This is a genomic window from Janthinobacterium sp. JF4 (assembly GCF_059617925.1).
Genome location: NZ_JCAQAV010000017.1, coordinates 16,635 through 43,505, shown reverse-complemented (window position 1 = coordinate 43,505; position 26,871 = coordinate 16,635). Strand labels below are relative to the sequence as shown.

The following is a 26,871-nucleotide window of genomic DNA, read 5'->3' as shown; positions in this document are numbered from 1 at the left end:
CAACTATCGACAAGATAGTTTACATTTTCACTTCCAGCGCCAGCGGCGCCATGGCCGGCTGAATCAGCGCCAGTAGCCGCTCGGCGGGAATGCCGTCGCGCGCCTGCACCGACAAGCCGTGCAGCAAGGCCGCATAGTAGTCGCCCAGCGCCTGCACGTCCGCCTCCCCTTTCAATTCTCCCGCCAGCTGCGCCGCGCGCAGGCGCTCGATGACGGCTTGCGTGCGCGCGCGGCGGTGCTGCGCCAGCCAGTCGGCGATGCCCGCGTTTTCCGCGCTGGTGTTCGTGGCGGCCGTCACCACCATGCAGCCTTGCGGCTGGCCGCTGCGCGTATACAGCAGCACGGCTTCTTCCAGCATGCGCGCCACGGCGTCGCGCACGTTCAGGCTGGCGGCCAGCGCGTGCACGGCAAACGCGCCTTCTCCCGTTTCATACAGCTCCACGGCTTCGCGGAACAATTGCTCCTTCGAGCCGAACGCCGCATAGATGCGCGCCGAGGCGATGCCCAGCGCCGCCACCAGGTCGGCCATCGATACGCCCTCGTAGCCGCGCGTCCAGAACGCGTCGCGCGCCTTTGCCAGCGCCAGCGCGCGGTCAAATTCCCTCGGTCTTCCTGCCATCTTGATCCTCTGCTTGCGAAGTGGCGGCCAGTATAACGCCTGGCAAGCCAAGCGCATTCGCGATTTATTTTGCATCAGCGTCTTGACCGCGCCAATGATTTCGCCTATTCTTTGTCGATCGACAAACAATAGGAGCCGATATGAAAACCATCCAAGGACCGAGCCTGCACCTGGCACAATTCGCCGCCGACACGGCACCCTTCAACACCCTGCCCGCCATCGCCGAGTGGGCGGCCGGCATGGGCTTCAAGGCCCTGCAGATTCCCGCCTGGGATGCGCGCCTGTTCGACGTGGCGCAAGCGGCCCACAGCCAGCAATACTGCGATGACCTGGTCGCCATGCTGGCCGGCCATGGCCTCGTCATCAGCGAACTGACGACGCACATCCTCGGCCAGCTGGTGGCCGTGCACCCGGCCTACGACGCGCTGTGCGACAGCTTCGCGCCGGCCCACCTGCACGGCCAGCCGGCGGCGCGCACCGAGTGGGCCATCGAGCAAGTGAAACTGGCGGCCATGGCGTCGAAGCGCCTGGGCCTGACGGAGATGGGCACGTTTTCCGGCTCGTTCGCCTGGCCCTACCTGTTCCCGTTCCCGCAGCGCCCGCCCGGCCTGATCGAGACGGCCTTCGACGAACTGGCGCGCCGCTGGCTGCCGATTCTCGACGTGTGCGAGGAACAGGGCGTCAACCTGTGCTACGAAATCCACCCGAGCGAAGACCTGCATGACGGCATCAGCTTCGAGATGTTTTACGAGCGCGTGGGCCGCCACCCGCGCTGCAAGATGCTGTTCGACCCCAGCCACTTCGTGCTGCAGCAGCTGAACTACCTGGAATTCATCGACATCTACAAGGACCATATCCGCATGTTCCATGTGAAGGATGCGGAATTCAATCCGACGGGGCGGCAAGGCATCTATGGCGGCTACCAGTCGTGGGAAAACCGCGCCGGGCGTTTCCGTTCGCTGGGCGATGGCCAGGTCGACTTCAAGGCCATCTTCTCGAAGATGGCGCAGAACGATTACGCGGGCTGGGCCACCCTGGAATGGGAATGCTGCCTGAAGGACCAGGAAGTGGGCGCGCGCGAAGGCGTGGCCTTCATCAACGCCCACATCATTGCCGTGACCGACAAGATCTTCGACGACTTCGCCGGCGCCCCCGTCAGCGCACAACAGATCCATCAATTGCTGGGCATCCAGCACAACTGAACAAGGAAGCACCATGAACGATTTTACCCACGAATTTACACATGATTACGTCCGCATCGACGGCCAGCGCCTGCATTGCGTGATCGCCGGTGCAGGAAAGCCCGTGCTGCTGATCCCCGGCTGGCCGCAAACCTGGTACGCCTGGCGCCACGTGATGGCGGCGCTGTCCGCCCAGGGCTACCAGGCCATCGCCATCGATCCGCCCGGCAGCGGCCACTCGGACCGCCCGGCCTGCGGCTACGACACGGGCGCCGTGGCGACCACCCTGCACCGCGCCATGCTGGCCCTGGGCCACGCGCAGTACGATGTCGTCGGCCACGACATCGGCATGTGGGTCGGCTATGCGCTGGCCAGCGACTTCCCGCAGGCCGTGACGAAGCTGGCGCTGACGGAAGCCGTGATTCCCGGCCTGGCGCCTGCGCCGCCCATCTTCGTCGCGCCGTCCGACAATATCTTCCTGTGGCACTTCATGTTCAACCAGGTGCTGGACTTGCCGGAGATGCTCACGGCGGGCAAGGAGCGCGAATACATCCGCTTCATTTTCGACCGCTGGTCGTACCGCCGCGACAAGGTGGCCGTCGACGTGTATGCGGACGCCTATGCCACGCCGGGCGCCTTGCGCGCCGGTTTCGCCTACTACCGGGCGATTCCCGAAACCATCCGGCAAAACCTCGAGCGGGCGAAAACGCGCCTGGCCATGCCCGTGCTGGCCATCGGCGCCGACCACGCGACGAACGACGCGCCCCTCTTGACCATGCAGGGCAAGGCGGAGCATCTGCAAGGCGCCATCGTCGCCGAGTGCGGCCACTTCATCATGGAAGAACAGCCGGAAGCGTTCATCGCCCACCTGCTGCCCTTCCTGGCGGGAGAGCCCGCATGAGCCTCGATCCGCTGATCGCCGCCTGGCTGGAACAGACAAGGGATGCGCCGCCGCCCGCCTCGCTGGCGGACTTGCGCGCCGCCACGGAAACGGGCTTGCGCCAGCTGCACGGGCCATTGGAAGACGTCGCGTCGGTCAGGGATTATGTGCTGCCCGGCGAGCATGCACTGACCGTGCGCGCCTATGTGCCGGCCGGCGCGCAGATAGGCCAGCCCTTGCCGGCCATCGTCTTTGCGCATGGCGGAGGATGGTGTTTGTGCTCGCTGGACCTGTACGACAATCCATGCCGCGCGCTGGCCAACGCCACCGGCTGCGTGATCTTTTCCGTCGATTACCGGCTGGCGCCCGAGCACAAGTTCCCCGTGCCGCTAGCCGACTTTTACGGCGCGCTGTGCTGGGTCGCCGAGCATGCGGCGGCACTGGGCATCGACGCGAATCGCCTCGCCGTGGGCGGCGACAGCGCGGGCGGCAACCTGGCGGCGGCCGCCGCCCTGATGGCGCGCGACCAGGCCGGCCCCGCGCTGGCGCACCAGTTGCTGCTGTACCCGGCGCTCGATTTCGCCTTCGACACGCCGTCCTACCAGCGCTATGCGGACGGCCATTCGCTGACCAGGGAGGCCATGCGTTTTTGCTGGTCGGCGTATCTGAACGAGCCGGCCGACGGCATGCAGCCTTACGCGGCACCGCTGCGGGCCGCCTCGCTGAAGGACTTGCCGCCGGCAACCGTGCTGGTCTGCGAGTACGACCCGCTGCATGACGAGGGGATTACATATGCGCAGCGCCTGCGCGAGGACGGCGTGGCGGCAGAGTGCGTGCAGCTCGACGGCATGATCCACGCATCGATCCATATGCTGGGATTGGCGCCACAGGCGCGCGGGTTGTTCGACGTGGCGGGCCAGGCGCTGAAAAAAGCGCTGGCGATGTAGGAAAATCCGCCGCCGGGGATGGCTCCACGGCGGCAGACCTCTTCACGTCATTACTCCACCAGCTTGCGCACCTCGATGGCGTTCAGCCACTTCACGTGGCGCGGACCGGTGCGGATATCCTTGGCCGAGATCAGGCCGATCTCGCCATCGCTGTCGCCGAGGGCCTTGCCGTTTTTTTCGTAGTAGACGATGACGCCCTCGCCGGCCGGCGCGTTATACAGCTCGCCCCAGGAAAACACCACCGCATAGCCATCCGTGGCCGTGGCGATGATGGCGAGCTTCTTGACATCGTTGTGGCCAGGCGCGTCCAGTGCCGCCTTGTCGAGGATATCGCGCAGGCGCACGCCACGATAGCTGGTGATGGTCTCGGCCTTGTCGCCATTGTGGCGCGTGACGGCGAGCTCCCCGCCATTCGCTGGCGGCAGCTGGCGCAGGTCCGCCACCGTCAGGATCAATGGCGTTGCCACCTTGCCCGTCACGGCGAGCGCGTGGCTCATGTTCTCGCTTGCCGGCGCCGGGTCGGCCCACGCGGGCGCCGCCGCCAGCAGTGCCGCCGAAACGAGGCTGGTCAGTATGGTCTTCAACATGCTGTGTCCTTTCATGGAACAATCAAAAAATCAGAACTGGTATTGCGCATTGGCCAGCCAGGTGCGGCCCGCGCCGGGGAAACCGTCGGCCAGCGCGTAGTTGCGGTCAGCCGCGTTGCTCACGCCCGCTTCCAGGCTCAAGGCCGGCATGGGGCGGTACACGGCCTTCAGGTTCAGCGTCGTAAAACCGCCGAGTTCCAAGGTGTTCGACACCCAGCGCCCGCTGTTCGCTTCCGCGATGGCCGCCAGGTCGACCTGGCGCGCCGCGTGCAGCACGGCGTGCGCCGTCAGCTTGTGGCACGGCACGTCCGTCAGGCGCGTGGCGCGGTCGCTGACATTCTGCATGTCGGTACAGGTGTAGTTGCCGCCCCACTCCAGCCAGGCGCCGGCGCTGCCGCGCACTCCCAGCTCCACGCCGCTGATATGCGCCCTGCCCGCGTTGCGCATCTGCGCGCGCACGCCCGAGACGTTCGCCACGCTCTGGATCTTGTCCTTCACGTCGCTGTAGAACAGCGCCGCTTCCACCTTGGCGCCCAGCGCGTTTCCTTGATACCCGAGCTCATAATTCATCGCCTCTTCCGCGCGCAAGGCCGGATTCTCGATGTACGTGCCCAGGCGCTGCGAATAGCGGTCCTTCAGGGTCGGCAGGCGCGACTTGCGCGCCACGGTGGCGTACACGCGCGCGCCGGCGCTGATCTTGTGGAACAGGCCCGCCTGCAGGTCGGTAGCCGATTGATTCGCGGGCAAGGTGTAGGCATTGCCGGCGCTGTAGACGGTGTCCGGGCGCAGTGCGTTGCGCGAGACGCCCAGCGACAATTCCGTCGTCGCATTGAGGGTAATGCTGTCTTCCGCGCCCAGGGTCCACAGGGCATCCTTGTACCAGGTGGTGCGCACGCCTTTTGCGTCGAGCTCCTGGTGCTCGTCGGCCTTGTAGCTGGCCACGAAACGCAGGCTGTGCGCGGCCAGGCGGAACGATTCGAGTTCCACCGCGCCGCCGTTCGTGCGGTCGTTATAGATGCTGCGCCCGCCGCTGACGCTGCCCTGGCCGCTCGTCTTCAGGGTCGCGTATCTGCCGTTCGTATAGGACGCGATTTCATTGTCGTAGCTGTCGTGGTACAGGCGCAGTTTCAGGCGCTCAGCGGCGCCCAGACGCGTCTGCGAGACGACATACACGCTTTCCTTGTTCCAGTACGGCCATTGCCAGTAGCGCGCGCCGACGGGATGGGTCGACGGCGGCTGGCCCTTCTCGCCATGCTGCTTGTAGTAGCTGAGGGCGTATTCATCACCGCCTGCGGGCGTGTAGCCCACCTTGAACGACAGTTTGTGGTCCTTGCGGTAGGCGTTGTTGCGCATGCCGCCGTCTTCCGTGGCAGTGGGGCGGAAGTCGGACGACAGGGGGAAACCGTCGCTGTCGATGTAGGACACGCCCGCCTGCAGATACCACAAGCCCTGGTTCGTGCCCACGTTGGCCGACAGCTGGCGCTCGCTGCCCGAGCCGAAACCGATGGACGTATCGCCTTCCATCCGCGCGGACGGTTTGCGCGACACCAGGTTGATGGCGCCGCCCAGGGTATTGGCGCCGTAGGCGACGGAGCTGTAGCCCTTGGCCACCTGGATGGCGGCCAGGTCGGCCGTCGTGAAGCGGTTGAAATCGACATAGCCGTCATACGGCACGTAGACGGGAATGCCGTCGATGTACAGCGGCACCTGGCGAGAGTCGAAGCCGCGGATGGCGACGGTTTTCTCGTTGCGCGCATTGGTCGACAATGACACGCCCGACAGCAGGTTCAAGGCGTCGCCCACGTTGTCGCGGTTAAAACGGCGCATCTCGGCGCGGCTTGTTTGCGCGCCCACCTGCTGTTCCATTTCTCCTGCCTGCTCGCGCTGGCCCACCACCGTCACCGTGCCCAGCACGAATGGCGCCGCCGCGTCCGCGTCTTCCTTGCCAGCGGCCTGCTGCGCCAGCGCCAGCAGTACGGCGCCCGCCATTACCTGTTTCACCATCGTCATGTTGTTCTCTTTCGTTATATATCATCTTATATAGCGACATGCAAAAAAGCGGCCACGCATGCGGCGGCCGTCATCGAGAGGCGCAATATACAGAGGTATATAGCGATATTCAAGCGACAGGCCGAAAGCGCGCGCACAGGTCAATTTTCCACGCATTTTTCCCGCACCGCAGCATTTCGCTGTGCGAACGCATGTTTCACAAAACGGTTGACACGTCCCATTTGGCTAGGCAAACTGATTTCCAGGGAGCCTGAAAATGAATGTACATATGACAAATATTCAAGCTGCGGCAGATCCGGAACTCATCGTCTTCGGCGATGACGAGGAAGGCAAGGACCGCCAGTTCGTCAACGCGCTGGCGCGCGGACTGGAAGTGCTGCGCTGCTTTCGCCCCGGCGAAGTCCATCTGTCGAACGCGGACATGGCCAGGCGCACGGGCATCCCGAAACCCACCATTTCGCGCCTCACCTACACCCTCACCAAACTCGGCTACCTGAATTACTCGGACAACATGGGCAAGTACCAGCTGGGCGCCGGCGTGCTGGCCCTCGGTTACCGCATGCTGTCGAACCTCGACGTGCGCAAGATGGCGCGCCCGCTGATGGAGGAGCTGGCCGAACACGCGCAGGCCTCCGTGTCGCTGGGCACGCGCGACCGCCTCAGCATGGTCTACGTAGAGACGTGCCGCAGCAGCGCCAACGTCACGCTGCGCCTCGACGTCGGTTCGCGCATTCCCCTGATGACGACGGCCATGGGCAAGGCCCTGCTGTGCATCCTGCCGCAGGCCGAGCGCGACTACCTGATGGACCATGCGCGCGTGCACGAGACGGAGCGCTGGCCGCGCATCAAGGCCGGCATCGAGCAAGGCTTCAAGGATTACCAGGACCGGGGCTTTTGCATCTCCGCCGGCGAGTGGCAGAACGACGTGCATGCCGTGGGCGTGCCCATGCTGGGAGCCGACGGCGAACAGGTGATGGCCTTCAATTGCGGCGGCCCCGCCTTTTTGCTGTCGCGCGAAAAACTCGAATCCGACCTGGGACCGCGCCTGGCAACCCTGGTCAGGACAGTGGAAAAAAACCTGGGCCGCGGTTAGACTGCGCACCCCCTCTCAATATCGCCTTCGAGGACCCCGATGATACGCGACGAAGAAACCCTGAACATCCTGCTCGACAGCATCGCCCGCTTCGTGCGCGAAGTACTGGTGCCGAACGAGGCGCTGGTGGCCGAAACGGATGCGATCCCGCCCGCCATCGTGGCGCAGATGCGCGAACTGGGCCTGTTCGGCCTGTCCATCCCGGAAGCCTACGGCGGCCTTGAATTGAGCATGGAAGAGGAAGTGCGGGTCGCCTTTGAAATCGCCCGCACCTCGCCCGCCTTCCGCTCGCTGATCGGCACGAACAACGGCATCGGCTCGCAAGGCATCGTCATCGACGGCACGGAAGCGCAAAAACAATACTATCTGCCCAAGCTGGCGGCCGGCGAGATCATCGGCTCGTTCGCCCTGACGGAAGCGGGATCAGGCTCCGACGCGGCCTCCCTGCGCACGAGCGCCGTGCGCGACGGCGACTTCTATATCCTCAACGGCAGCAAGCGCTATATCACCAACGCGCCCGAAGCGAGCATTTTTACCGTCATGGCGCGCACGGACCCCGTCAAGCGGGGCGCCTCGGCCATTTCCGCCTTCATCGTGGAAAAGGATACGCCGGGCCTCTCGCTGGGGAAAATCGATAAGAAGATGGGCCAGCAAGGCGCGCATACCTGCGACGTCATCTTCGAAAACTGCAAGGTGCCGGCCGCGAACCTCATCGGCGGCAAGGAAGGCGTGGGTTTCAAGACGGCCATGAAGGTGCTCGACAAGGGCCGGCTGCACATCGCCGCCGTCTGCGTGGGCGCGGCTGAGCGCATGCTGGCCGACGCCCTGGCGTATGCCATGGAACGCCAACAGTTCGGCCAGCCCATCGCCGAGTTCCAGCTGATCCAGGCCATGCTGGCCGACAGCAAGGCCGAGATCTACGCGGCGCGCAGCATGGTGCTCGACGCGGCGCGCCGGCGCGACAACAAGGAAGACATTTCGACGGAAGCGTCATGCTGCAAGCTGTTCGCCTCTGAAATGTGCGGCAGAGTGGCCGACCGCTCCGTGCAGATCCACGGCGGCGCCGGCTACATCAGCGAATACGCGGCCGAACGCTTCTACCGCGACGTGCGCCTGTTCCGCATCTACGAAGGCACGACGCAGATCCAGCAGATCGTCATCGCCCGCAACATGATCAAGGCAGCGCAAAAGTGAAGGCGGCCGCGATGGATATTCCCGCCCTGCTGGCCGGCTTGCCGGCGCGCCTGTCGGCCATCCCCGCCGACTGGGCGGCGCGCGCGCCGGACGCGCCGGCGCTGCATGAAGGCGGACGGCACTGGACCTACGCGCAGCTGCAGCACAGCGTGGAAAATGCAGCGCAGCTGCTGCGCCAGCTGGACGTGCGCGCCGGCGACCGCCTGATGGTGGTGGGCGAGAACAGCGCGCTGCAGGTGGCACTGATCTTCGCTTGCGCCAGCATCGACGCGTGGATCGTCAACGTCAATGCGCGGCTGTCGGCGCGCGAGATCGACAGCATCGCAGGCCACTGCGCTGCGCGGCGGGTGCTGTTCCTGGCCGGCGCCTCGCCGGAAGCGGCTGCGCATGCTGCACGTCTGGGCGCGGCCAGCGCCAAGGTCGACGGCATGGGCGAGCTGCTGGCGGGCGACTTGAACGAAACAGCCATCGCGGAAGCCTGCGTGCCCGGCAACGAACAGGTGGCGGCGCTGATCTACACGACGGGCACGACGGGGCAGTCAAAAGGCGTGATGCTGACGCACCGCAACCTGCTGTTCATCGCCGCCGTCTCCAGCACATTGCGGGGCTTGACGCGCAGCGACCGCGCCTGGGGCGTGCTGCCGATTTCGCACGTGTACGGCCTGGCCTCGGTGGCCCTGGGCACCCTGTATGCGGGCGCCGCCCTGTACCTGGTGCCGCGCTTTTCCGTCGATGGCCTGCTGGCCGCGCTGAAAAACGACGAGCTGACCATCGTGCAGGGCGTGCCCGCCATGTACGCCAAGCTGCTGCAAGCCCTGGGCGGCGCCGATACGCCGCTGCCCACGCGGCTGCGCTTTGCGTATGCGGGCGGCTCGCCGCTGGCGCCGTCGCTCAAGCGCGACGTGGAAAAGCTGCTGGGCACCGCGCTGCACAATGGCTACGGCATGACGGAAAGCGCGCCCACCATCAGCCAGACGCGCCTGGAAGCGCCCCGCCTGGACGATTCCGTCGGCACACCGATCCCCGGCGTGGAGGTGCGCGTGGTCAGCCTCGATGGCATGGACGTGGCGCCGGGCGAGCCCGGTGAATTGTGGATACGCGGGCCGAACATCATGGCAGGCTACTACCGCGAGCCGGCCATGACGGCGGCCACCATGCGCGATGGCGGCTGGCTCAACACGGGCGACATGGCGCGCCAGGAACCGGACGGCGCCCTGTTCATCGTGGGCCGCACCAAGGAACTGATCATCCGCTCCGGCTTCAACGTGTATCCGCTGGAAGTGGAAACGGCGCTGAACGCCCACCCGTCCGTGGTGCAGTCGGCCGTGGTGGGGCGCACGCTCGCCGATGGCAACGAGGACGTCATCGCCTATGTGGAGCTGGACCCGCGCCAGCCCGCCAGCGTGGCACAATTGCAGGCCTGGCTGGCGCAGACCCTGTCGCCGTACAAGTGCCCATCCGCCATCATCGTCATGCAAGCGCTGCCAGCCGCCGCCACGGGCAAGATTTTAAAGGGGCAGTTGCGGCAAATGGCGCAGAATGCCCGATAAGCCGACCATGCTGTACCAGACCTGACAATAAAACCAAGCCACATCACCGGAGGAGACACGATGAAACGCACCTACACACGCATCGCCATGGCAGCGCTGGTTGCCAGCGCCTGGATGGCGCACGCCAGCGCCGACGAATTCCTGGTCGGCGCGGAAATCCCGCTGACGGGCAACCTGGCGCGGGTCGGCGCCGGCATGCAGGAAGGCATCATGGTCGCGGCCGAGGTATTCAACAAGACCAACGGCAAGCACACCATCAAGATCCTCACCGTCGACGACGAATCGGCGCCGGCCAAGGCCATCGCCGCCGTGGAAAAGCTGGCCAGCCAGGGCGTGGTGGCCATCACGGGCGGCTATGGTTCGAACAATATCTCGCCCGCCTCGGACACGGCAAACAAACTGGGCCTCGTCTACATCACTTCGGGCGGCGTGGACGACAGCCTGGTGAACAGCGGGCGCAAGAATTTTTTCCGCATCAATAACACGGCCGGCTACGAAAAAGCCATGCTGGGATTGCTTGCCGACGTGGGCGCCAAGTCCGTCTCCATCGTGTATTCGACCAAGGACGCCACCACGGGCCTGGCCAAGGACGTGGAAAAGACCCTGGCGGCCAGGGGCGTGAAAGTGACGACGCATTCGTTCGACCCGGCCATTACGGACTTCAAGCCCATCATCAACAAGATCCGGCTGCAGGACAAATCGGAAGTGGTGGCCATGGTCGGCTACGAAAACGATTACGTGGGCATCATCCGCGCCGCCCGCGTGCTCAAACCGAAGATCAAGGCGATGGTGGGCGTGTGGTCGCTGGCCACGCCAAAAATGGCGGCCGACTTCCCCGACCTGATGCCGAACGTCTTCGGCACGGCCCTGCTGCCCTTCCCAACGCAATTCAAGACGGCCGACGGCAAGGCTTTCAGCGACGCTTACAAGCAGCTGTACAAGAAGGAACCCGACTACCTGGGCCAGTTCGGCTATGTGCAGTCGATGCTGCTGTTCGAAGCCATCGCGCGCGCGGCCGACAAGGGCACGCTCAAGAAAGGCGGCGTGGCCGAAGAAATGCGCAAGACGGACCGCGAAACCCTGATCGGCCGGGTGCAGTTCGCCGCGAATGGCGACAACCTGAATTTCGTGCACCGCATGGCGCAGCACCAGGACAAGAAAGTGGTGATCGTCTGGCCCAAGGAACACGCGACGGGCAAGCTGGCCTACCCGGCGCTGCCCTGGTAAGCATCCGCCCCCTGCACACGCGCGCGCCCGCCCGGGCGCGCACCGATGAACGGCGCTCCAGGCATGCGCCAGGGCCGCCTGACGGGATGACGACATGACGGAATTAATCTTGCAAGCCCTGTATTCGGGCTTGCTGCAGGGCGGCTCCTACGCCCTGATCGCATTGGGACTGGCGCTGGTCTTCGGCACCATGAAAGTAATCAACCTGGCGCACGGCGAACTGGTGCTGCTGGCCGCCTACATCGCCTACAGCGTCGAATCCGGCCTGGGCCTGGGCCCCATGTTCGCCATTCCCATCGCGCTGGTGATCGTCAGCCTGACGTCCGTGGGCGTGTACCTGATCGTCAGCCGCATCAAGAAAGACCGCGAAATCAATTCGCTGATCCTCACCTACGGCATCGGCGTCATTCTGACCAATGTCATCCTGCTGGTCTGGAAGGCCGACATCCGCTCGACCTCGTCGAGCTGGCTGCAGGAAGGCATCGAGATCGGCCCCTTCTTCAGCATGCGCAGCGAAGTGATTTTCTTCGGCGTCAGCCTGGTGCTGATGGCGGCCCTGTGGCGCTGGCTGTCGACCAGCTGGTATGGCCGCGCCGTGCGCGCCGTCTCCAGCAACCGCGATGCGGCCAAACTGATGGGCATCGACCCGGGCCGCACGGAACTGGTGTCGTTTCTCGTCGCCGGCATCCTGGCTGCGTTTGCGGGCGTCGCCCTGTTCAGCTATGGCGTGATCCAGCCCGCCTACGGCGGCGCGCTGACGGTGAAAGCCTTCATCATCACGGTCTTGGCCGGCATCGGCTCGATCCCCGGCGTGCTGATCGCCGCCGTGCTGCTGGGCGTGGCCGAAGCGCTGACCGTCACCCTGGCCAGCTCCGCGCTGCAGGAATTGTCCGGCATGGTGCTGTTCCTGCTGGTGCTGTTCATCATGCCGAACGGCTTGTTCGGCGCACAACGGAGGCGCGGATGAAGCGTTCAACGTGGATATCGACGGCGGGCCTGCTGCTGGCCGCGTACATCGCCGTGCCGCTGGCCCTGGGCGGCAACCAGTACGTGATGAGCATGGTGGTGGCGGCCCTGATCATCGGCGGCGTGGCCCTGTCCTGGGCCTTGCTGGGCAACTTGGGCGGCATGGTCAGCTTCGGCCATGCGGCCTTCTTCGGCGTGGGCGCGTATGTCTCCGCGCTGGCCACCGTGAAACTGGGCTTGCCCGTGTTTGCGGCCATGCTGCTGGGCGGCGTCGGCGCAACGCTTTCCGCCGTGATCATGCTGCCCGTGCTGCGCCTGCGCGGGCCGTATTTTGCGCTGGCCATCCTCGCCTACGCCCACATCTTCCGCATCCTGGCCACGGAATGGAGCTCGGTGACGGGCGGCGCCGGCGGCATCAACAACATCCCGGCCTTGCCCACCGTCCTCGGCTTTGATTTGGCCAGCAAGACGGGCGCCTACCTGGTGGTGCTGACCCTGGTGGTGGCGTGCGCCTTCGCCTACAGCCGCATCCGCGCCAGCCACTACGGCATCGCCCTGCGCGCCATGCACGACAGCGAAGACGCCACGCGCGTCGTCGGCGTCAACAGCACCTTGCTGAAAGGCGCCATGCTGCTCGTGTCGGCCTTCATGGCGGGCCTGTTCGGCGCCTTCAACGCCCATTACATCAACTTCCTGGAGCCGGATTACGCCTTCAACAGCCTGTGGGTGACCTTGCCGATCGTGGCGGCCATCTTCGGCGGCTACCGCACCATACTCGGCCCCGTGCTGGGTGCCGTGGTGGTCTACCTGGTCGACCAGCTGATTTTCAAGTCGCTGATTCCCACCGGGCACCAGCTGGTGCTGGGCGTGCTGCTGGTGGCGATGATCGTCTTCAGCCCGAACGGCCTGCTGCCGCTGCTGCACAAGCTGGTCAAGGGTAAGGCAAAGGAGAAAGCACATGCTTGAACTCGATAATGTGTCCGTGCGCTTCGGCGGCCTGACGGCCGTCGATTCCGTCACGTTAAAAGTGGGCAGCCATGACGTGATCGGCCTGGTGGGCGCGAATGGCGCCGGCAAGACCACCCTGTTCAATGCCATTTCCGGCCTGGTGCGCCCCACCGGCGGCGGCATCCGCTTTGAGGGACGCGACATCATGGCCACGCCCATGTACCAGCGCGCACGCCTGGGACTGGGCCGCACCTTCCAGATTCCGCAACCGATGCACGAATTGACGGTGCGCGAGAACCTCGTCGTGGCGCAGCGCTTCGGCACCGGCAAGCTGGACCCGCGCAAGATCGATGAAATCCTCGATTTCACCAGTCTGGCGGACAAGGCCGGGCGCGACGCGGCCAGTGAACTGGCGCTGACGGAACTGAAAGCGCTGGAAGTAGCCAAGGCGCTGGCCACCAACCCGAAACTGCTGCTGCTCGACGAAGTGCTGGCCGGCCTGGAAACGAACGGCAAGCGCCGCTTCATGGGCATGCTGAAGGAATTGCATGCGGCCTTCGGCGTGGGCATCGTCATGATCGAGCACGATATCGAAACCATCAGCAATCTGTGCCAGCGCGTGGCCGTGCTCAATTTTGGCCAGCTGATCGCCGACGGCGCGCCCGATGCCGTGTTCCGCGATCCAGCCGTCATCGAAAGCTATACGGGAGCAGTCCATGCTTGAAGCGATGCCTGAAACGACGCTTGAAATAAGTCAACTGCGCGCCGGCTATGGCGCCATCAATGTGCTGTGGGACGTGTCGCTGTCGATCCAGAAGGGCAAGCTGACCACCATCATCGGCCCGAACGGCGCTGGCAAGACGACACTGCTGCGCGCCATCATGGGCCTGCTGCCCGTGGGCGCGGGCAGCATCGCGCTCGATGGGCAGACCATCAACGGCACGCCGACGTGGAAGATGAGCGACGCGCGCGTGACGATGATCCCCGAGGGGCGCATGACGTTTCGCGACATGAGCGTGGAAGAAAACCTGATCATGGGCGCGTTTCCGAAGGAGCACCGCGGCCACATGCCGGCGCGCCTGGCCGACGCCTACGCCATGTTCCCGCGCCTGCACGAGCGGCGCAAGCAGCTAGCCGGATCGCTCTCCGGCGGCGAGGCGCAGATGCTGGCCATGGCGCGCGGCTTGATGTCGGACCCGTCGCTGCTGATCATCGACGAGCCCTCGCTGGGCCTGGCCCCGCTGGTGGTCAACGAACTGTTCGAGATCCTCGCGCGCCTGAACGATGGCCGGCGCACCATCGTCCTGGTGGAGCAGAACACGGCGCGCGCCGTCGGCGTGGCCGATCACGTCTACCTGATGCAAAGCGGCAAAGTGGCGCTGTCGCAAAAAGCGTCCGAAGTCAACCTCGAACACCTGCACGAACTCTATTTTGCGCGCTGAGTGATATCAGCCGCACGCGGCTGGCATCACTCGTCGTCATCGGCCAGTTTGCCAAACGCCAGCAGCTCACTCTTGCCCAGTCCGGCCGTCACGAAGGGATCGTCGGCAGGAAAGCGGCCGGCATCGGCCAGCATGCGCAGCTTGCTCAAGCGCTCGCCCAGCGCCAGCGCTTGCGCCTGCGGATCGGCATCGGCTTGCCCCACTTGCCCGATGGCGCGGGTCACGGACTGGGGAAATTCCCACAATTCGGCGATCCGTACCGACAAGATGCGCGCTTGCGCAAACACTTGCGCAATGAAGGCGTCCGATTGCGGAAAGACATCGGGCCCATGCATCTGGTCGATCAGCCGGAACGCCACCACCAGGCCGACATTGGCCATCAGCCCCGCGAGATAGGCATCGAAGGCGTTGGCATGCATTGCCGGCGCGACCAGGCTGGCCGCCAGCGCGCATTTTTCGGACTGGCGCCAGATCAGCGGCGCCGTGCGCACGGTCAGTCCGCCGCTTTGCATGCTGACGATGGGACGGAAGGCGACGCGGGCGAGCAGCATGCGCATGCCGTTTTGCCCCAGCAGCATGATGGCGCCTTCCATATTGTTGATCGACGGGCTGGCGTTGTAGCGCGACTGGTAGCAGGGCCGGTTCGCTTCGCGGTAGACCTCGGCGACCAGCAGCACATCCTGGGCCAGCTGGGCCGACAGCTTGGCCGCGCTCATGTTTTCATCTTGCAAGGTACGCATCAACTGCGGAATGATGGCTGGAATGCGCGGCACCAGCGCGGCGCCAGCGATCGGTTCACGGACCAGGCGCGCCAATTCGTCCAGAATCTGCTGTTCAGTCTCCGCCGGAGCCTGCGCCGAACCCGCAGCCGCAGCCGCCAGCCAGCGGTAGTACATGGCATCGATTTCGGCGATGGTGGCTGGCTGCCGCGTCGCCTCGGGCGCCGCCGCTGCCGCAACCGGCGCAGGCTTGTTTTTTTCGTCGCCGCCGTTGAGTAATTTTCCTATCCAGCCCATTTTGCTATCCCAAGCCCTGTATGCATCATTATCGCGAAGTTCGCTCCGTGATTTTACTTGATGACAGCAGCGCCGGTGCAGCGGGCGTGAGCGCTTTGTCCATCTGCCGCAACATGCTAAAGTGGCACGACATGCACCCTGCCATGCTCGACAAGCGATCCATCATGAACAATCCACTTGCGCACTACATCACCAGCCAGGCGTATAACAACGCCTGGGCCAACCACCGCCTGCTGAAAGCCTGCGGCGAACTGACCCAGGCCGAATTCCAGGCCACGCGCGTCAGCTTTTTCCCCACCATCCAGTTCACCCTGAACCACATTTTGACGTGCGACTGGTTTTATCTCGACGCGCTCGAGCGCGGGCTGCGCGGCGAAGCGCCCCATGCCGACTGCTACGTCTTCTTTGAACAGGATGAACCGTTCACCGATTGCGCCGCCCTGCACGCGGCGCAGCGCGCGTCGGACCTGCGCCTGATCGCCCATTGCCGCAGCCTGTGCGACGCGGACCTGGCGCGGCCCGTGACGATATTGCGCGACACGCCGCAAGTCGACACGCGCCAGCGCATGCTGGCGCACCTGTTCCAGCACCAGACCCACCACCGGGGGCAGGTGCACGCCATGCTGGCCGGCACGCGCATCTCACCGCCCCAGCTCGACGAATTCTATTGCGCCGGCGAGGCCGACGAGCGGGCGCAGGATTTTCTGGAACTGGGCTGGACAGAGGAAGATATCTGGGGCCAGCGCTGAACTATTCCTCGGCGTGGTAGCAGACGCACAGCTTGTTGCCGTCGAGGTCGCGGAAGTAGGCGCCATAGTAATGGGCGTGGTAATGGGGGCGCAAGCCGGGCGGCCCTTCGCACGCGGCGCCCAGCGCCAGGACGACCTGGTGGCAGCGCTCCACATGGGCGCGGCTGGCCGCCAGCAAGGCCGTCATCTGCCCATTGCCCGCTGTGGCGGGCAAGCCGTCATGCGGCGCCGTCAGCACGAACAGGGGGCGCGACGCCCCTTGCGCCATCCAGCCGGCCCAGGGCTTGGCCGCATCATGAAATTTTTCGATCAAACCGAGTTCTCCCAGCAGGGCAGCATAGAACGCGTAGGCGCGGGGAAAGTCGTTGGTGCCGAGGCAGATATGGGACAGCATGTTGCTCCTTCATGAATTCAGGCATGGGCGGCGAAATGCGCCAGCTGATTATAATGGCGCATCGTTTTCCCACACGCTCCCATGACAGACCTCGACCGCCTTCAGCTGCTCCCCCCCTCCAGCGCCGACATTGCTGCCTTGCTGGCCTTCGAACTGGAAAACCGCGCCTATTTTGAAAACTGGGTCACGGCGCGCGCGCCATCCTATTACCACCAGGACGCCATCGCCGCCGCCATCGAGCAGGCGCAGCGCGAGCGCCAGCAAGACCGCGCCTACCAGTACCTGGTAAAACTGGACGGACAGATCATCGGCAGGGTCAACTTGACGGCCGTTACGCGCCCCTACTTCAACAAGGCAACACTCGGCTACCGCATCGGCGAACGGTTCGGCGGGCGCGGCTACGCCACGCGCGTGGTGGCCCTGCTGCTGGAAGAAGCCTTCGGCGCGCTGGAACTGTGGCGCCTGGAAGCGACGGCGCGGCCGCTAAACCTGGGCTCGGTCGCCGTCATGCAGCGCAACGGCTTTCACCAGTATGGCCGCTCGGGAAAAGCCATGCGCTTCCAGGATGCCTGGTCGGACTTGCTGTACTTTGAACGGCGCAACGAGCACGCTGGCGTCCGATAAAACCGAGCAATCGTTCTATTGAGCAGGCGCTTCGCCCCTGGTGTTGCAAGATAGGCAAATATGGCGCTTGCAGGCCTTTCGCGCACGCGGATGCGCTCACACTCAGGGAACAACATGCGCAATACAGACAGAAAAGCCTACCTCGTCGGCGGCGGCATCGGCTCGCTGGCCGCGGCCGCCTTCATGCTGCGCGACGGCGGCATGCAAGGCAGCAACATCACCATCTTCGAAGCGTCGCCCGTGACGGGGGGCAGCCTCGATGGCGGCGGCAATGCCGAAGATGGCTATACCTTGCGCGGCGGGCGCATGCTGACCACCGACAATTACGAGTGCACCTGGGACTTGTTCAAGAGCATCCCCTCGCTCGAACATGCGGGCCAGAGCGTCTACGACGAAACCATTGCCTTCAATGCACTGCACATTCCCCACGCGCGCGCGCGCCTGGTCGACCGCAACCGCTTCAAGGTCGACGTCAGCAGCATGGGCTTTTCCATGCAGGACAGACTGGAATTGCTGAAGCTGACGGAAGCCGACGAAGACACCCTGGGCAGCAGCGCCATCACGGACTGGCTCTCGCCCGGATTCTTCGACACCAAGTTCTGGACCATGTGGGCCACCACGTTCGCCTTCCAGCCCTGGCACAGCGCCGTCGAGTTCAAGCGCTACCTGCACCGCTTCATGATGGAGTTTTCACGCATCGAAACCCTGGCCGGCGTCAAGCGCACCGTCTACAACCAGTACGATTCGCTGGTGCGCCCGCTGGTCGCGTGGCTGCAGGCGCAAGGCGTCAACGTCATCATGGATTGCACGGTGACCGATATCGAGGTGCAGGAATCCGGCGGCCGCCTGCGCGCCACCGCCATTGCCTGCCAGCGCCACGGCCTGGCCGACGTGATCCCCGTCGCGGCCAGCGACCTGGTCTTCTTCCAGAATGCCTCGATGACGGATGCATCCAGCTATGGCAGCATGCACAGCGCGCCGGCCAGGCGCACGAAGCACGACAGCCATGGCTGGTGCCTGTGGGAAAAGCTGGCCGAGGGCCGGCCGGAACTGGGGCGCCCCGCCGCCTTCAACAGCAGCATCCCCGAATCGTACTGGGCGTCGTACACGGTCACCTTGAAGGACAGCGCCTTCTTTGACAGGATGGAACAATTCACGGGCAACAGCGCGGGTACGGGCGGCCTCGTCACTTTCAAGGACAGCAACTGGTTCATGTCCATCGTGCTGGCGCACCAGCCCCATTTCGCCGGCCAGCCCGCAGGCGTGCAAGTGTTCTGGGGCTATGCGCTGCACCCCGACCGCATCGGCAACTTCGTCGCCAAACCCATGTCCGACTGCAGCGGCGAGGACATCCTGCGCGAGCTGTGCGGCCATCTGAACTTCGACCTCGACATCATGGCCACGGCCAATTGCATCCCTTGCCGCATGCCCTACATCACCAGCATGTTCATGCCCCGCGCGAAGAGCGACCGCCCGCTGCCCGTGCCGGCCAGCTCCGTCAACCTGGCCTTCGTCAGCCAGTTCGTCGAGCTCGCCGACGATGTCGTGTTTACCGTGGAATACTCGGTGCGCGCGGCGCAGACGGCCGTCTACCAGCTGCTCGGCGTGCAGCGCGAGGTGCCGGCCATCCACGCGCACGACAAGTCGCTGAAGGTCAAGCTCGATGCCGTCATCAAGGCGTTCAAATAGCCTCGTTGCTGACGCTTGCACGCAACAACGGCCGCGCCATCGGCCGCGCAGGCGCTTGATTTAAGACTGGCTTCAGCCTCGCCGTGCATCGTGGATAGGGCGCCAGCGGCAATGGCGCCTCCCTTCACCACCACGGGCACGGCCCAGCGAAAGAGCCAAGATGACAACATGGATGCGCGCCAACAAAGGTTTTTTGATGTTTATCCTGCTGTTCGGCGTGTTCCGCACGGCCGTGGCGGACTGGAATCCCATACCGTCGGCGTCGATGCGGCCCAACCTGCTCGAAGGCGACGTGGTCTTCGTCAACCGCCTCGCCTTCAACCTGAAAGTGCCGCTCACCGATATCGTGCTGCAGCGCCTGGGCGAACCGCAGCGGGGCGACATCGTCACCTTTTCTTCGCCGAAAGACGGCACGCGATTGATCAAGCGCATCATCGCCCTGCCCGGCGACACGCTGGAAATGCGCAATGAACAGCTGGTCATCAATGGCCAGCCCGCGCAGTACACAGCGCTCGATACGGCGCCGGAAACCATCGCCCACGTGGGCCAGTTGACGGCGCAGCGCATCCAGGAACACACCCCGACCGAGCAGCACCGCATCCAGGTCTTGCCGCAGATGACGGGTGCGGCGCGCAGTTTTGGCCCCGTAACGGTGCCGGCCGACCATTTTCTCATGCTGGGCGATAACCGCGACAACAGCGCCGACTCGCGCTACTTCGGCTTCGTGCCCCGTGCATTGCTGATCGGCAAGGCCGAGCGCATCCTCGTCTCGGCCAACATCCAGGAGCATTGGCAGCCGCGGCTGCAGCGTTTCGGCATGAAGCTGGAGTAAACATCCCCCTTGCAACAAGGCCCTGCTTTTCGGTTAGCATGGTGCATCATGCAAAATTTTTCCTTCGCCAGCCAGCCGCCAGCCATTCACCACCACGCTCTCGATCAGCTGGCGCAGTTCCTGCAGCGCCATCCCGACGTGCTGCTGCTGACGGGCGCCGGCATCAGCACGGCGTCCGGCATTCCCGACTACCGCGATACGGAAGGCGTGCGGCGCGGCAACGCGCCCGTGCAAGGGCCCGATTTTCGCCGCCAGGAAGCGGTGCGCCGCCGCTACTGGGCGCGCAGCATGGTGGGCTGGCCGACCCTGGCGCGCGCCGCGCCGAATCCCGGTCACCTGGCCATCGCGCAACTGGCGCAGCGCCAGAGAATAGGCGGCCTGGTCACGCAAAACGTCGATGGCCTGCATCAGCAGGCTGGCAGCCCGGCCGTCACGGAATTGCACGGCAGCATACACGGCGTGGTCTGCCTCGATTGCCGGGCCCGCCATACGCGCCGCCTGATCCAGGATCAGCTCGAACGCGACAATCCGCACCTGCTGGGCGCCACGGCCACGCCGGCGCCCGATGGCGACGCCTTGCTGGAGCCGTCGCAACTGGCCACCTTCCACGTGCCCGTCTGTCCCCGCTGCGGCGGCACCCTGCAGCCGGACGTGGTGTTTTTCGGCGATGGCGTGCCCGCCGCCTGCGCGGCCGAAGCCGAGCGCAAGATGATGGACGCTGGCGCCCTGCTGGTGGTGGGCTCATCCGTCATGGTGCATTCCAGCTTTCGCCTGTGCCGCATGGCGGCCGAAACGGGCAAGCCAGTGGCCGCCATCAACCTGGGCAAGACGCGCGCCGACCATTTGCTGGCCTTCAAGACCGAGGCGCCGGCACAGGACATCCTTCCTGCATTGGCGGCCATGCTGGGCTGATCCCGTGCCGGCCCTGCGCCGCTCTCGCTATACTGTGGGATTAACGAGGAGAATTCATGCTGGAACTGTTGAGTGAACACGCCTGTTTTGGCGGCGTACAACGCTTTTATCGCCACGACGCGCAAGCCATCGGCTTGCCCATGCGTTTCTCGGCCTTCATTCCCGACACGGCGCCAGGCAGCGTCGTCACCACCAAGCGCCCCGCCCTGTTTTACCTGGCAGGCCTGACTTGCACGGAAGAAACCTTCATGATCAAGGGCGGCGCGCAGCGCGTGGCGGCCGAAGAAGGGCTGATCCTGATCGCCCCCGACACCAGCCCCCGTGGCGCGAACATCGCGGGCGAGAGCGAATCCTGGGATTTCGGCGTGGGCGCCGGCTTTTACGTGGATGCCACCGAGGCGCCGTGGCGCAGCCATTATCGGATGTATAGCTACCTGCTGGAACTGCGCGCCCTGCTGGAACAGGAACTGGCGATCGATGCGCAACGCACGGGCATCTTCGGCCACTCGATGGGCGGCCATGGCGCGCTGGTGCTGGCCTTGCGCAACCCGGAACTGTTCCGCTCCGTCTCCGCCTTCGCCCCCATCGCCGCACCGAGCCAATGTCCGTGGGGCAGGAAAGCGTTTGCGGGCTACCTGGGCAGCGATGCAGCCAGCTGGCTGCCATACGACGCGAGCGCGCTGATGCGCGGCCTGCAAGGCCAGCCGGCGCTATTTCCTAACGGCATCTTGATCGACCAGGGCCTGGCCGACACATTCCTGCCCGAGCAACTGCACCCTGACGTCTTCGAAGCGGCATGCCGCGACGCCGGCCAGCCATTGCAGCTGCGCCGCCATGCCGGCTATGACCACGGCTATTACTTCATCGCCAGCTTCATGGAAGAGCATGTGCGCTTCCATGCGAAAAACCTGCGTGCCATTGCCTGATTGAGCTATTGCGACGCGCTGGTATGCCCGTTGAAATGGCGCGTGTACCAGTCGGTGGCCAGCAAGGCCGCCTGGTGCCGCGTGTCGGGCCCGCCAGGCGAGGCGATCTGTTCCAGTTGTTTGTCGCAGCGCAAGGTGGCGAAAGCCATGCGGTTCAGGCCGGCCACGTCGGGGTCGCGCCCGCCCACGATCAGCAACGATGGCACGCGCACGTTTTCCAGCGCCGCCTTGCCCGCCATTTCCACCTGGCCATCACAGACGGCCAGCGCGGCGAGTTCCGCGCTGCGCCAGGCCGCCAGCTGCATCACCACGGCCGCGCTGGTGCCATAGCCGTACAGGCCGCAGGGCAAGCGCCGCGTGGATGGGTCGACCTGCAGCCAGCCCAGGGCCTTTTCCAGTTGGCGCGCCAGCAGCACGATATCGCTGCGCACGAAATAAGCATGGCCATTGCTGCCGCCGCCAGGCCCGACACCGCCTTGGTCAAAGCGCAGGGTGGCAATGTCCGCTCGTAAAAAATCCTGGGAAGTGGCGTGGCTGGAGGCGCCCAGGTAGTCGCTGTCGGCGCCCGCGCCATGGGCAAACAGGACGATGCCCACCGGCCGCTCGGGCATTTCAAGCACGCCATCCATTTGAAGTTCATCGGCCGTAATGCTGACAAATTGTTCTTGCATGGTTGCCTCCGCTATCGAGCTGAAATGAAGCTGAAATCGCGCTGATTTTGCTCTGATTTTGCCGGACCGGGCGCCGCCTGCGCGCGCTGAGCGGCAAACCTCAGTGTACCAGCCTGCGTCCATTCGCGCGCGGCGCACGTCAAATTTGCCACGCGCCCGCATCAGACGGCGCCGTGCCGGTCCAGCCCCTTCAGCACGGCTTCCGGGCGGATCGGCAAATGACGCACGCGCGATGCCACGGCGGCAAAGATGGCGTTGCCGATGGCCGGCGCCACGGCTGTGGTTGGCGGTTCGCCCATGCCCGTCGCCGTTGCCGTGCTGTCCACGAATTCGATATCGAGCTCGGGCACGTCGGCCATGCGCAGAGGCGTGTAGGTATTCAGGTTGGTATCCTTCACTTCGCCGTTCAGGAAGGCCGTGCCTTCATGCAAGGCCATGCTCACTCCCCACAGGGCGCCCCCTTCCGCCTGCGCCAGCGCGCCATCGGGGTCGACGATGCTGCCCGCGTCGATCACCATGAACAGCTTTTCGACTTTCACCATGCAAGTGCTGCGGTCCACCTTGACCCGCGCGACGCACGCCGTCCAGGTCGGCATGTCGCGTTCCTGGCCGAACGTGGCGGCGATGCCCAGGCCCGTGTCGGGCGGCATGGCCGTGCCCCAGCCCGCCTTGTCCGCCACCCGCTGCAGCACGTGGGCCAGGCGCGCGGCGCCACCGACGGCATTCGGCGCGCTGCCCGCATTTCTCCCCGCGGCCTGCAGCAAGGACAGGCGGAATGCCAGCGGATCGACCTTGGCCGCCTGCGCCGCCTCGTCCATGAAACTTTCCACAGCCCAATTCGTCCAGCCGGGGCCCACGGAACGCAGCCAGCCGGGGCGGAAACTGCTGTTGGCCAGGTCGTTCGACACGGCCCGCACGCGCTGCGCGCCCACCGTGTACCAGTGGTCGGCGCCGGCGATGGCGAACGGGTCATACGGATGGCCCTGCTTATCCTTGGCCAGGAAGGCGGGGATCATCGCTTGCGTGGGCCAGCCCGCGCTGGCTTCGTGCACCATCGCCGACACCTTGCCGGCATCGTCGAACGCCATGCGCACATGCTGCACGGATGGCGAACGGGGCGAATCGAAACGGGCATCATCGGCCCGCGTGCAAATCATCTTGACGGGCCGCCCCACGGCTTGCGCCGCCAGCGCGGCCGGCACGCAATAATCGCCATTCAAACGCCGCCCGAAGCCACCGCCCAGAAGATAGGTATGCAGCATCACCTTTTTTTCAGGCACCTGCAAGGCCTGCGCCAGCACGGGCAGGATCAGCGATTGCCACTGGTTGCCCGCATGGATATGCCAGACGCCATCGATTTCCTGCGCCACGGCATTCACGGGTTCCAGCTGGAAATGCAGCACGGTGCTGGTCGTGTAGTGGCGTTCCAGCTGCAGGCTGGCATCCTTGAACGCTTGCTCCACGCCTTCATCATCGACCACGCGGGCACCCAGGCTGGCATCGGCCAGCTGCTTGGCAGCATAGTTGAGGATATCCTGTTCCGCCACGTGGGCCGCCGCCCCGGCCCGCCATTTCACCTGCACCAGGTCGGCCGCGCGCATGGCGGCCGCATAGGTGTCGGCCACCACCATGACCCAGCCGGGCACCGTGCCGCTGGGGTCCTGCAAGGCGAACGAACGCAGGTAGCCCTTCACCTTTTTCGCGGCCGTATCATCGATGGAGACGACCTTCGAGCCGTAGCGCGTGGGCGGGATCTTCGGGCGCGCATACAGCATGCCCTCGATTTCCGCATCGATGCCGTACACGGCCGTGCCATTGACTTTCGCAGGGATGTCGAGCGCCTGCACCTGCTGGCCGATCAGGCTGCGCTGCCGCGGCGTTTTCAGCACGATGGCCTGCAATTGCCCGGGCGTGTACTGGCGTGCCAGCTTGCCACGGCGCACGATGTCGCCATAGCTGATCGAGCGTCCCCGGCCATGCACGACACCGAGCCGGGCGTGGCAGGCGGACACGGGCACGCGCAGCAGGCGCGCGCCCTCCTCGACCAGCGCGAGGCGCCCGGCCGCGCCGGCGCGGCTGAGGGGGTCGAAATTCTGCCAGACGGACCAGCTGCCGCCCGTCACCATCAAGCCCCATTTCGGGTCCGTGTCCACGTACTGCAGGCGTACTTTGCTCCAGTCCGCTTCCAGCTCCTCGGCCACGATGCGCGCCAGGGCCGTGCCGATATGCTGGCCCATTTCCGCCTTGGCGATGTTGACGGTGACGATGCCATCGCGGCCGATCTGAAACCAGATGCTCGGGTCGAACACGGGCGCAGTGAAAGACTTGGCCGGCGGCGCGGTCGTCACCTTGCCGGCGGCCAATGAGCTGTCGGCGCGCAAGAAAGCCAGCGTCAAACCCGTGCCGGCGGCGGCGATCAGGAAACCGCGCCGGCCCAGCAAGCTGGGGCGGGCAGGAGAACCTTCTTTTGGCAATTTAAACACCGGGCGCCTCCTGCATGCCGGCCGCCAGCTTGATCGCCTTGCGGATGCGCACATACGCCATGCAGCGGCACAGGTTGCCGCTCATGACGGCATCGATATTCGCATCCGTCGGCTGCGGATAGTCTTTCAGCAAGGTGGCCGCCTGCATGATCTGGCCCGACTGGCAATAGCCGCACTGCGGCGCCTGCGTGGCAAGCCAGGCCCGCTGCAACGGGTGCGTGCCATCGGACGACAGGCCTTCGATGGTGGTGATGGCGCAACCGGCCACGGCGGCAATGGGCGTGATGCACGAGCGCATGGCGCGGCCATCGACGTGCACGGTGCAGGCCCCGCACATGCCGATGCCGCAGCCGAACTTCGTGCCTGTCAAATGGACTTCGTCGCGCAGCACCCACAGCAGGGGCGTCTCGGCGTCGGCCTCGGTGCCGAAGGGCTGGCCATTCACAATAATGTTATACATGAGTGTTATACATAAGTAGCTTTCAGAGATTACCTGCCGGCGCGCGTGCGTGCCACGGCCGCTTCCAGGTTCGTCCACGCGGGCTGGGGGCTGCGGCTGCGGCGCAGATAGGCTGCCAGCTGGGCCACGTCGTTGTCCGTCAGCGAAGCGGCAAAGCCGGGCATCAGCACGCCGGGCATGGCCTCGTCCTTGCTGATGCCGTGCAAAATCACCTGGATCAGGTTGGCGGGATCGGGCGCGCTGACGGCGCTGTTCAGGCTCAGTTCCGGACGCAGGGCCACGGGGCGGCCATCGCTGTTCGAGTGGCACGACGCGCAGGCGGCCACGTACAGGCTGGCGCCTTGGTCGTTGTCGACCAGGCTGACCCGCTGCGAGCGCTTGATGCCCGCCTTGACCACGGTATCGGTATCGACCTGGCGTTGCCCGACTCCGGCCAGGCCGGCAAAATACACGGACAGGGCGCGGATATCGCTATCGGGCGAAGCGCCCATGCCTTCGTGCACGACGGCCGACATGGGGCCGGCTGCCACGCCGTGCAGGGCCGTCGCCCCCGTGCGCAGGAAAGTGTACAGTTCATCCTGCGTCCACGGCAGGGGCGCCGTGTTGGCGCTGGTCAAGGCCGGCGCATACCAATGGTCGATGGACGCGCCCAGATACGACGAACCGGCAAGCTCGGCGCCCAGCGCATTGCGCGGCGTGTGGCAGGCGGCGCAATGGGCCAGTCCCTCGGCCAGGTAGCGGCCCCGGTTCCAGTCCAACCCTTGCGCAGGATCCATTTGATAGCTGGCCGGCTTGAAAAACAGCAGCTTCCAGCCTGCCTGCAAGGGGCGCAGATTCAGGGGGAAAGGCACGCTGTTGGCGGGCGCCACCGCATACACGGGCGGGCGCGTCATGACATACGCGTACAGGGCCGTCAGGTCCGCGTCCGAGACGAGGTTGAAATGGGTGTACGGAAAGACGGGATACAAATGCGCGCCATCGCGGCCCACGCCTTCGCGCATGGCCCGCTGGAAGGCGGCCAGCGACCAGCGGCCGATACCCGTTTGCCGGTCGGGCGTGATGTTCGTCGCGTAGATCGTGCCGAACGGCGTGGCCAGGCCGTGGCCGCCCGCGTAATCGGCGCCGCCCGCGGCCGTATGGCAGGCGGCGCAATTGCCCATGCCGGCCAGGATGCGGCCCCGCTCCACCACTTGCGGGGAAAACGCGGTGGCGGCGGGCGGATCGATGGGCGCCAGCGCGGGACGCCAGTAATACAGATACGCGGCCAGGGCCGCCACGATGAGCAATGCCAGCGACAGCAGCAGGCCGGTGAAGATTTTCTTGAGCAAAACAGGAACCAATAAAAAGTAAAGGCCAGAGTAAAAGCAAGGTGCATGGGCCGCCGGCCAACGGCGGCGGCAACAAGGCCACAGTAACAATCTTACCGCGATTGTGACTTGTTGTATGTACGCAATGGCATGCAGGCGCTGCC

At 65.1% G+C, this 26,871-nt stretch carries 26 protein-coding genes; 17 read left to right on the top strand and 9 right to left on the bottom strand.

All coding sequences use genetic code 11. The annotated features are described in order from the left end of the window. Positions 1-19: 19 nt before the first annotated feature. The gene (locus tag AC54AF_RS14740; protein ID WP_496637129.1) at positions 20-619 is read right to left on the bottom strand and encodes a TetR/AcrR family transcriptional regulator; all 600 of its coding nucleotides are present in this window, start codon (positions 617-619) and stop codon (positions 20-22) included. A 140-nt stretch (positions 620-759) separates the two neighbouring features. Here AC54AF_RS14740 and AC54AF_RS14735 point away from each other — a divergent pair, with 140 nt between their 5' ends. From AC54AF_RS14735 to AC54AF_RS14725, 3 genes are read left to right on the top strand one after another with little or no spacing between them, the layout of a single operon-like run. Next, the gene (locus AC54AF_RS14735; RefSeq protein WP_496637128.1) at positions 760-1,821 is read left to right on the top strand and encodes a sugar phosphate isomerase/epimerase family protein; all 1,062 of its coding nucleotides are present in this window, start codon (positions 760-762) and stop codon (positions 1,819-1,821) included. Between the two features lie 13 nt (positions 1,822-1,834). Then, the gene (locus tag AC54AF_RS14730; protein WP_496637127.1) at positions 1,835-2,701 is read left to right on the top strand and encodes an alpha/beta fold hydrolase; all 867 of its coding nucleotides are present in this window, start codon (positions 1,835-1,837) and stop codon (positions 2,699-2,701) included. Next, the gene (locus AC54AF_RS14725) at positions 2,698-3,627 is read left to right on the top strand and encodes an alpha/beta hydrolase (RefSeq protein WP_496637126.1); all 930 of its coding nucleotides are present in this window, start codon (positions 2,698-2,700) and stop codon (positions 3,625-3,627) included. The genes AC54AF_RS14730 and AC54AF_RS14725 overlap by 4 nt, the downstream gene beginning before the upstream one ends. A gap of 50 nt (positions 3,628-3,677) precedes the next feature. Here AC54AF_RS14725 and AC54AF_RS14720 read toward each other — a convergent pair whose 3' ends face one another. Further along, complete coding sequence (locus tag AC54AF_RS14720; RefSeq protein WP_496637125.1) at positions 3,678-4,214, bottom strand: molybdopterin-dependent oxidoreductase; 537 nt, start codon at positions 4,212-4,214, stop codon at positions 3,678-3,680. Between the two features lie 30 nt (positions 4,215-4,244). After that, positions 4,245-6,224 (bottom strand): TonB-dependent receptor plug domain-containing protein, encoded by a 1,980-nt coding sequence (locus tag AC54AF_RS14715; RefSeq protein ID WP_496637124.1) that lies wholly within the window; start codon positions 6,222-6,224, stop codon positions 4,245-4,247. Between the two features lie 268 nt (positions 6,225-6,492). On the opposite strand from AC54AF_RS14715, the gene AC54AF_RS14710 reads away from it, so the two are divergent. The 8 genes from AC54AF_RS14710 (at position 6,493) to AC54AF_RS14675 (ending at position 14,644) form a co-directional block, all read left to right on the top strand. Continuing rightward, a complete protein-coding gene (locus AC54AF_RS14710; RefSeq protein WP_496637123.1) occupies positions 6,493-7,317 on the top strand; it encodes an IclR family transcriptional regulator in 825 nt (274 codons plus the stop codon). 39 nt (positions 7,318-7,356) lie between these two features. After that, complete coding sequence (locus AC54AF_RS14705; RefSeq protein ID WP_496637122.1) at positions 7,357-8,511, top strand: acyl-CoA dehydrogenase family protein; 1,155 nt, start codon at positions 7,357-7,359, stop codon at positions 8,509-8,511. 11 nt (positions 8,512-8,522) lie between these two features. After that, on the top strand, positions 8,523-10,061 hold the full coding sequence (locus AC54AF_RS14700) for a class I adenylate-forming enzyme family protein (protein WP_496637121.1): 1,539 nt from the start codon (positions 8,523-8,525) through the stop codon (positions 10,059-10,061). Positions 10,062-10,121: 60 nt separating this feature from the next. Then, entirely contained in the window at positions 10,122-11,288 is a 1,167-nt protein-coding gene (locus AC54AF_RS14695) for an ABC transporter substrate-binding protein (RefSeq protein ID WP_496637120.1), read from the top strand. 94 nt (positions 11,289-11,382) lie between these two features. Continuing rightward, complete coding sequence (locus tag AC54AF_RS14690; RefSeq protein ID WP_496637119.1) at positions 11,383-12,255, top strand: branched-chain amino acid ABC transporter permease; 873 nt, start codon at positions 11,383-11,385, stop codon at positions 12,253-12,255. Then, positions 12,252-13,220, top strand: coding sequence for a branched-chain amino acid ABC transporter permease (locus AC54AF_RS14685; RefSeq protein ID WP_496637118.1), 969 nt, complete (start codon positions 12,252-12,254; stop codon positions 13,218-13,220). The genes AC54AF_RS14690 and AC54AF_RS14685 overlap by 4 nt, the downstream gene beginning before the upstream one ends. Continuing rightward, positions 13,213-13,926, top strand: a complete 714-nt coding sequence (locus AC54AF_RS14680; protein ID WP_496637117.1) for an ABC transporter ATP-binding protein — start codon at positions 13,213-13,215, stop codon at positions 13,924-13,926. The genes AC54AF_RS14685 and AC54AF_RS14680 overlap by 8 nt, the downstream gene beginning before the upstream one ends. Continuing rightward, a complete protein-coding gene (locus AC54AF_RS14675; protein ID WP_496637116.1) occupies positions 13,919-14,644 on the top strand; it encodes an ABC transporter ATP-binding protein in 726 nt (241 codons plus the stop codon). The genes AC54AF_RS14680 and AC54AF_RS14675 overlap by 8 nt, the downstream gene beginning before the upstream one ends. A 26-nt stretch (positions 14,645-14,670) precedes the next feature. On the opposite strand, the gene AC54AF_RS14670 is transcribed toward AC54AF_RS14675, so the two are convergent. After that, positions 14,671-15,660 carry an HDOD domain-containing protein gene (locus tag AC54AF_RS14670; protein WP_496637115.1) on the bottom strand — a complete coding sequence of 330 codons (990 nt, stop codon included), beginning with the start codon at positions 15,658-15,660 and terminating at the stop codon, positions 14,671-14,673. A gap of 164 nt (positions 15,661-15,824) precedes the next feature. On the opposite strand from AC54AF_RS14670, the gene AC54AF_RS14665 reads away from it, so the two are divergent. Further along, positions 15,825-16,409: a DinB family protein gene (locus AC54AF_RS14665; RefSeq protein WP_496637114.1), complete on the top strand. Its 585-nt coding sequence runs from the start codon at positions 15,825-15,827 to the stop codon at positions 16,407-16,409. Position 16,410: 1 nt separating this feature from the next. Here AC54AF_RS14665 and AC54AF_RS14660 read toward each other — a convergent pair whose 3' ends face one another. Then, positions 16,411-16,803 carry a VOC family protein gene (locus AC54AF_RS14660; protein ID WP_496637113.1) on the bottom strand — a complete coding sequence of 131 codons (393 nt, stop codon included), beginning with the start codon at positions 16,801-16,803 and terminating at the stop codon, positions 16,411-16,413. A gap of 81 nt (positions 16,804-16,884) precedes the next feature. Between AC54AF_RS14660 and AC54AF_RS14655 the strand changes: the two genes are divergently transcribed. From AC54AF_RS14655 to fghA, 5 genes are all read left to right on the top strand, one after another. After that, entirely contained in the window at positions 16,885-17,427 is a 543-nt protein-coding gene (locus AC54AF_RS14655) for a GNAT family N-acetyltransferase (RefSeq protein WP_496637112.1), read from the top strand. 114 nt (positions 17,428-17,541) lie between these two features. Then, on the top strand, positions 17,542-19,116 hold the full coding sequence (locus AC54AF_RS14650; protein ID WP_496637111.1) for an oleate hydratase: 1,575 nt from the start codon (positions 17,542-17,544) through the stop codon (positions 19,114-19,116). Positions 19,117-19,276: 160 nt separating this feature from the next. After that, a complete protein-coding gene (gene lepB, locus AC54AF_RS14645; protein ID WP_496637110.1) occupies positions 19,277-19,948 on the top strand; it encodes a signal peptidase I in 672 nt (223 codons plus the stop codon). Between the two features lie 48 nt (positions 19,949-19,996). Further along, complete coding sequence (locus AC54AF_RS14640) at positions 19,997-20,860, top strand: NAD-dependent protein deacetylase (protein WP_496637109.1); 864 nt, start codon at positions 19,997-19,999, stop codon at positions 20,858-20,860. Positions 20,861-20,916: 56 nt separating this feature from the next. After that, on the top strand, positions 20,917-21,786 hold the full coding sequence (gene fghA, locus AC54AF_RS14635) for an S-formylglutathione hydrolase (protein ID WP_496637108.1): 870 nt from the start codon (positions 20,917-20,919) through the stop codon (positions 21,784-21,786). A 5-nt stretch (positions 21,787-21,791) separates the two neighbouring features. Here fghA and AC54AF_RS14630 read toward each other — a convergent pair whose 3' ends face one another. The 4 genes from AC54AF_RS14630 to AC54AF_RS14615 form a co-directional block, all read right to left on the bottom strand. Further along, positions 21,792-22,457: a dienelactone hydrolase family protein gene (locus tag AC54AF_RS14630; RefSeq protein ID WP_496637107.1), complete on the bottom strand. Its 666-nt coding sequence runs from the start codon at positions 22,455-22,457 to the stop codon at positions 21,792-21,794. A gap of 161 nt (positions 22,458-22,618) precedes the next feature. Next, complete coding sequence (locus tag AC54AF_RS14625) at positions 22,619-24,940, bottom strand: xanthine dehydrogenase family protein molybdopterin-binding subunit (RefSeq protein ID WP_496637106.1); 2,322 nt, start codon at positions 24,938-24,940, stop codon at positions 22,619-22,621. Next, entirely contained in the window at positions 24,933-25,400 is a 468-nt protein-coding gene (locus AC54AF_RS14620; RefSeq protein ID WP_496637105.1) for a (2Fe-2S)-binding protein, read from the bottom strand. The genes AC54AF_RS14625 and AC54AF_RS14620 overlap by 8 nt, the downstream gene beginning before the upstream one ends. Positions 25,401-25,429: 29 nt before the next feature. Further along, positions 25,430-26,728: a c-type cytochrome gene (locus AC54AF_RS14615; protein ID WP_496637104.1), complete on the bottom strand. Its 1,299-nt coding sequence runs from the start codon at positions 26,726-26,728 to the stop codon at positions 25,430-25,432. Positions 26,729-26,871 lie beyond the last annotated feature (143 nt).